The sequence below is a fragment of the Candidatus Protofrankia californiensis genome, from assembly GCF_900634765.1.
In the GTDB taxonomy this organism is placed as follows: domain Bacteria; phylum Actinomycetota; class Actinomycetes; order Frankiales; family Frankiaceae; genus Protofrankia; species Protofrankia californiensis.
Genome location: NZ_CAAAFT010000221.1, coordinates 1 through 4,662, shown reverse-complemented (window position 1 = coordinate 4,662; position 4,662 = coordinate 1). Strand labels below are relative to the sequence as shown.

Below are 4,662 nucleotides of genomic sequence, written 5' to 3'. Positions count from 1 at the left end.
CCGTTCCCGCTGCAGCGCGCCGGAGAGCGCGACCAGCGTCTCCACGAACGCCGGGCTGAACGGGTACGTCAGCCGGAACGCCTGCCGGTCGGCGTGCGCGGTCATGAGCGCGGACCGGATGTCCTGACGTACCTGGTCCATCGCGGTGAACGCGGTGTCGATCTGCGCGCGGGCCTCGGCGCTCCTGGGCTTCAGCAGCCGCTTCGAGGCGATGACCGGCAGGTTGTTGTCGGACAGCTTGACCGAACCGAACCGGCCTTCCCACCATTTGAGGCTGTCCGCGAACGCCAGATGATCGGTGCCGGGCAGGTTGGTGCCGACGAGTTCGCGCAGGTCGCGCTGCCGGGCGACGAAGCTGACGATCGGCACCGGCCGGTCCGCGTTGGCCGACTCGACGAGTTTCGCCACCTTGGGCGCCTCGTTCGCCACCCACGCGTGGTCGGCCATCTTCGTCGCGAACCACAGGATCAGCTCGTCGAGGAACAGCACGAGCGCGTCGTAGCCGAGGCTCGCCGCGTGCTGGCTGATCGCGGCCAGCCCGTCGTCGATGTTCACATAACCGGTACCGGTGCTACGGGCGAGGTCGGCGAACCCGCTCAGGGCCTCCCGCAACGTGCTGACCAGGTTGTCCCGCTCGGACGTCCCCGGCCCTGCGGCAAGGGCCACCTCGAACTTCGGCGCGTCCCACGGGTGCTGCAGGTCACCCCATCCCTGATCGCCCTTTCCGAGCAGCCCGAAGAAGGCGTCGTCGCCGAGCTTGGCGCGCAGCGCGATCGCGGTATTGATGAGTGGTGTATCGATGAGGACGTCCGGCAGGGGCGCGTCAGGATGCAGCTTCTGGACGTGGGCGACGTAGCCGCCGAGGACGGCCGCCTCCAGCGTCTGCCGGCCGACGAGATGGTACGGCACGAGGAGGAACCGCTTGCCGATCACGTCGCCGTCGAACTTGCCGACCGCCGGGGCGAGCTCACCTATCCCGCGGGCACCGGGATGGTTCGCCAGCAGCGCGCTCAGCACCGCCATGAAATGGCTCTTGCCGGAACCGAACGAGCCGTCGAGATAGGCGGCCTTGCTGCTGCGGTCGGTCAGGGCACCTTTGATGATCCCAAGCGCTTCACCGAACCGGATGGCAAGCTCGGGCGTGACGATGTAATCGCGCAGGGTGCGCTCGATGTGGGTGACGCCCTGGGCGAGATCGAGGACGAAGTCCCCGGAGTGCACGGTCTCGGGGACGTCGATGAGTTCGGAGATCAGGGTCATGTCTTCGCCGGCTTCGTCGTCTTCTTCTTCGTCGTCCGGGCCGGCGGGAGCCAGCCGGTGAGGTCATCGCGGGTAAGGCCCAACTGGAGCAACTGCTCGTCGAGAAAGCCGGTGTAGGCGTCGGCAGGCCGGACGCCGAACTCGGGATCGACATCCGGATGCCACTGCGCGACCCAGGGCAGCAGTTCGCCCAACCCCGCCAGCAACGGGGTGAGTTTACCTGCCTCCCAGGCGTCGAACTCACGTCGGTCGGTCACGTACGTGGTGAGCGCCTGCGCCTGCTGCAAATGGTCCCACCCGGCCCAGCCGAGCAGCAGCGTGCCGTCACGGGAGGCGTCCGGGTAGGAGATGAACCGCTCCTTGTGCACGTCCAGCTTGCCGCGGTTACGCCAGAACGCCGTGTCCCGAAAGTCGCCCTGCTTGTACTTCGGGGGTACCGGGATCTCGATGATCTTCTTTCCGGAGGCCTCCGGAAGCCTTTCCTCGCCGGCCTGCTGACGCTTCTTCTCTTCCGCGCGGATCCACTCGTCCTCGGCGTCCTGCTCCCGCTGGAGGTCCCAGGTGTGCTCCCACTGCTTGCGGACGCGCAGCCCCGCATCGGTGTAGCGCCACGCGGCGAGGAACGGCACATGCTGGTCCTTGACCAGTGCCGCCACCACATCGCCGAGATCGACGTCCCGGGAATAGAGGCCCGCCACCGACACGAAGTCGGTGTCCGACCGCAGCTCGTCGGCAAGCTGGGCAACTGTGCGGAGCGTCGGCGCAGGTCGGTGCCACAGCGCTCGATCCTCTATCCGGTCGAGCAGCCAGTCCCGCAGAGCCTCGGCCTCCATGTCCTCCCACGACCGGGTGGCCCAGCGCCGCTTACACTCGGGCCGCTCGATCAGGTGCAGGTACGGATCATCGGCGATCTTCGCAAGCCGCCGCTCGACCAGCGCCCGGTAGTCTGCCGGCCAGCGCTCAGGCAGTTCGGTGATCGGCGTCGACCCGTGCCGCGCGAACCACTCGGTCTCCTCTTCACCGGCCGCCACCTTCCGTGCCAACGTGATCTCGAAGGCCCGCTCCCCGAGCGTCAGCGGCGGCTTCGTGACGCCCTGTCCGATCAGTTCATCGGCGTCGTCTCCGAGTAGCCCATAGAGTCCGTAGACCTCCCAGTCCAGCTCCTCCTGCGCCGAGATCATCTCACCCCGGATCCGTTTCCACTCTCCGCGGGCTCGGTCCAACGCATCCCGCGTGGACACGCCCTCTCGGGCCACTGCGGATGGTGCCACCCGCTGCATTTCCTGCGCCCACCCGTCCAACCGCGTGGCGAGTCCAAGCGGTGCGCCGTCCGGCAACGGGAACTCCTGCAGCTTGGTGCCGGTGAACTCGTAGCGGCCTTCCCACGCCTCGTCCTGGATACCGCGCCCAATCCCACTGCCGGCCTTGGGTTGGCTGACCTGCTTGAGCCAGAAACACGCCGTCGACGAGTTGAGCAACCCGAGCAGCCGCAGATGCTCCTCCTCCGACACCCCCTCCGGCAGCTTGATCACTGGAGCCGACCGTATGAAGACCTTTGGCGCTTGAGACAGCACGAAATGATTATGGGTTGCAACAAAGGAGAAAGCGATTAGATAGGGACTCCTGAAGCGACCTCGCGAGAAATCCGAGTAATCGGTCCAAGGGATATCTCGCTCCTCATTCGTCCCGGACAGAGCCTTCCTGAGCGCCAGGTGTTTCTTGAAGAGCCACAGGTGGGCCCCGATCCTGTCGTTTACCGAGCTACGCAAATTGTCGCCACTGTAGGGAAAAACGATAGCTTCACCCCCCCGAAGGTTCCAGTCGCGGACGCCGACGCCATCAATGAGCTCCGAGACGAATTCTCCGGACGGAGAGAGAAATTTCCAGGATCTTCCCACGATGTAGGCATCATCCTCGCGGGTGGTTGCAACGAATCCAATCGAATCCACTACCTCGCGAAGCCATTGAGACCCGACTTGGCGTAGACTTTCAGCAAGGTCGATGGCACCACCGCCGGAAAGAGACCAGGGAAACCGACTCAGCGACTTACGGTCAAGATCCTGGACAGTGACGTACTCAGTCTCGGTACCAGAGGTGTCGACACTTTGAGTGAGTGATGTCCATACAATACCCTTGCCCGGATCGACGGGTATACCGGGCTCTCCTCTTATCCCCAGCACTGCCCGTACGGTCGACAGGACGGGCCGACGATTACGCCCACACACGATGACTGTCGGCGTGCCGTGACCAGGGATATATGCGCCGCTGGTGTCGATGACATGGGTTAGGTCGACGGTGGGGAAGAACTCCTCGATGAGCTTCTTACCGAATTCTCGCTTCATGAACGAATTCGCCGTGATCTGGCCAGTAAAGCCGCCGTCAGCAGCGAGGTCGAAGAATCGCTGGGCAAATGGCACACTCAGTGCATATTGACGATGGCAGGCATCCCACAGGACGCGGTACACATTACCGAGCACCCTGTCCTTGACGGTGATGTAGGGCGGGTTGCCGACGACGGCGTGGTAACGCTGACCGAGGATGTCCTCCAGATCCCGGGCGTCCTCGTACTCGTAGGTGAACTCGCCTTCGCCGGCCGACCCGGCGAGCACGTGTTCGGTGATGCCTTCCAACGTCTCCTGGCCGTGGCGGACGCCGAAGCGCAAGGAGTCGCCGATCGCGACCCGGATGCGCCAGGTCGGGGCGTCGACGAGCCGGGTGATGCTGCAGGCGGTCAGGGCTGCGATGACGAGGCGAAAGCGGGCGATCGCCGCCGCGTACGGGTTGATGTCGACCCCGTGCACCTGGCCGAGCGCACGCTCGACGTGGGCTCTGACGTCGATGCCGTATTCCTGCTCCTGCCAGCGGCCGACCAGACGGTGGAACGCGCCGAGCAGGAAGTGGCCCGAACCGCAGGTCGGGTCGATGAGCCGGACTTCGGCGAGGCCGTACTCGTTGATGGCCGGGTCGAGGGTGCGGTCGAGGATGAACTCCTCGACGAACTCGGGCGTCTGCAGCAGCGCATAGTCCTTGCGCGCCTGCTCGGACAGGTCCTGGTACAGGTCGCCGAGGAACCGGGTCGACAGTGTGTCGTCGCGGAAGTCATGGACGAGCGCACCGCTGTCCGGTTCGATCCGGCGCCAGAAGTCGAGCAGCCCGGTGGCCGCGTCCGGGGACATCTCCACCAGGTGCAGCGGGTTGTGCCGGTCGACCAGCGTCCGCGTCGCGTCGTACCGCTCCAGCCGGGCGATCGCCGCCCGCAGGTATTCCAGGTCGGAGTCGGCCGGGTGCTCCCGGAAGTAGTGGGCCTGCCGTTCCCGCGCCTCGGCGAGCCGATCGTCCTGGCCGGGGGCCACGGGCCCGGCGAGCATCGGGTGTTCCAGCAGTCGGTTGTCCTCGCAGAAC

At 65.6% G+C, this 4,662-nt stretch carries 1 protein-coding gene and 1 pseudogene; both read right to left on the bottom strand.

The genetic code is table 11. From position 1 onward, the window contains the following. A pseudogene (locus DD1DGNOD_RS12045) lies at nt 1-1,260 on the bottom strand (phage resistance protein); the annotation flags it as partial. Then, nucleotides 1,257-4,662 (bottom strand): BREX-2 system adenine-specific DNA-methyltransferase PglX (gene pglX / locus DD1DGNOD_RS12040; RefSeq protein WP_131770142.1); only part of this gene is annotated, 3,406 nt, incomplete at its 5' end. The gene pglX and the pseudogene DD1DGNOD_RS12045, both read right to left, overlap by 4 nt.